The organism is Nitriliruptor sp. (genome assembly GCF_040882075.1).
Lineage (GTDB): Bacteria > Actinomycetota > Nitriliruptoria > Nitriliruptorales > Nitriliruptoraceae > Nitriliruptor.
Genome location: NZ_JBBEBZ010000197.1, coordinates 1 through 1,927 on the forward strand (window position 1 = coordinate 1; position 1,927 = coordinate 1,927).

Below are 1,927 nucleotides of genomic sequence, written 5' to 3' on the forward strand. Positions count from 1 at the left end.
GGCCGCCCTGCTGTTCACCCCGCGTCGCAAGGAGCCGTCCGCATGACGATGCTGAGGCGGCTGACCCTGCTGCCCTTGACCCTACTGCTCCTGCTGGTCGGAGCTGCCCCGGCGCTGGCTGACCCTGCAGGTCCGACCAACTACCGCTCGACGATCGAGTCGGTGGAGCCGAACCCGGCCGACGTGGACGTCGAGGTGCTCGGCGGAGACGCGTTCCTGGTCCTCTCCGCCGGAACCGGGACGACGGTCACCGTGGAAGGCTACGACGACGAGCCGTACCTGCGGTTCCTGCCCGACGGCACCGTGGAACGCAACGCCGCCTCACCTGCCCGTTGGCTCAACGATGCGCGCTACGGCGCACAGGACACCACGGTCCCGCCCGGAGCCAGCGCAGAGGCGCCGCCCCGGTGGGAACAGGTCGCGACCGACGGGACCTACGCCTGGCACGACCACCGCATCCACTGGATGTCTCCCGCGCTCCCGCGACAGATCGACCCTGCCGCGTCCACCCCTCAAGAGGTGACGGACTGGTCGTTCCAGATCGAAGTCGACGACGAACCCGTCACGGTGTCGGGACGTCTCGAGTGGCTGCCATCGAGCATCCCGCTCTTGCCGGCCCTCGTGTTCCTGGCCGTCGCGGCGCTCGGTATCGCGCTGGTCTGGCGGCGGACCGGCGCGACGGCCGTGATCGCTGCGGTGGGCGCGGTCGCCGCGGCCGTCGTCGGCGTCGCGTCCTCGGTCGGGCTGCCGAGCGGCGTCCAAGTCGACCCAGCGACGGTCTTCCTACCCGGGGTCGCACTGGCGATCGCGGCGTCGGCTCACCTCATCCGACGACGGCCGGGTCTCGCCCCTCGCCTCATCGGAGGGTCAGCGGGCGTGCCACTAATCGTCTGGGTCGCACTTCGGTTCGATGCCCTGACAGCGCCGATCCTGCCAACCTCCCTCCCCGCCCACCTCGCCCGGTCCCTGATCGCCGCAGCCTTCGGCGCCGGGCTGGCCGCGCTCTTCGGTACCGGCCGGCTCCTCTTGACGGGGCCGGGCCCTCGCGGCACGAGCGAGACCCCCGACCGAGACGCCCGACCAGGATCCGACCGGACAACCTCCGGCCGGGCATCGCGGCACGCAAGCGCGAGCGTGCTCGCCATCGCCGCGGTCCAGCCGCTCATGCTCGCCCACGCCGGCGAAGGCGCGACGTGGCAGGCGCTCCTCGTGGTCTCCTCCCTGGGGATGGTCATCGTCTTCGGCCTCGTGCTCATCGGCCGGGTGCAGATGTCGCAACCTGACGACCTGGTACTCCCACTGGCCGGCGTCGCGATCGTCTCGAGCCTCGCCCCACTCGGTGGTGAGCTGCTCTCGGACTGGGTCGGATGGGCGTTCCCGATCGGCGTCGTCGCGCTCGTCGCACTGATCCTCGCCGCGCTCACGCCGCTCCGTCTGGCGTTCACCGAGCCCGCGACCTACGGCGCGGTCGCGAGCGCCGCGATCGGTGCCATCGCCCTCCAAGGCCCCATCACCGTCGCCTGGCACCCCCCGACTTCCTACCGCTCGCCGACGACATCGAGATCGCGATCCTCTCGCCGGTCGACGGAGACACGGTCGCCGACCGCATGATCGAGGTGACCGTCGCCGTCACCGGAGGCAGCCTCGCAACCAGCAGCCCGCCAGCCGAACAGGTCCCCGCCGATCCCGAGGAGGCTGGCCAACTCGCGGTCGCCCTCGACGGTGAGACGATCACCCCGGCGCCGACCCAGCCGTGCCCCGTCGATGACCCATGCACTGAAGTCACCTTCCCGGTCGAGACCACCCGTGGGGAGCACACCCTCGCGGTCGAGTTCCGCCGCGGCGACGGGGTGCCGTTCACACCACTGGTCACCGACCGGATCACGTTCACGAAACGGTGAGCCCGAGTAGGTCATCCGGGCCTTGT

At 71.1% G+C, this 1,927-nt stretch carries 2 protein-coding genes; both read left to right on the forward strand.

The window, feature by feature from the left end; translation table 11 throughout:
• Positions 1-42 precede the first annotated feature (42 nt).
• Entirely contained in the window at positions 43-1,611 is a 1,569-nt protein-coding gene (locus WEB03_RS13800; RefSeq protein WP_368071497.1) for a hypothetical protein, read from the forward strand.
• Complete coding sequence (locus WEB03_RS13805) at positions 1,608-1,901, forward strand: hypothetical protein (protein ID WP_368071498.1); 294 nt, start codon at positions 1,608-1,610, stop codon at positions 1,899-1,901. Before WEB03_RS13800 ends, WEB03_RS13805 begins: the two co-directional genes overlap by 4 nt.
• Positions 1,902-1,927: the final 26 nt, after the last annotated feature.

Coding starts and splice junctions, on each gene's coding strand:
- WEB03_RS13800 (WP_368071497.1), top strand. CDS start 43: ATGACGATGCTGAGGCGGCTGACCCTGCTGCCCTTGACCCTACTGCTC.
- WEB03_RS13805 (WP_368071498.1), top strand. CDS start 1,608: ATGATCGAGGTGACCGTCGCCGTCACCGGAGGCAGCCTCGCAACCAGC.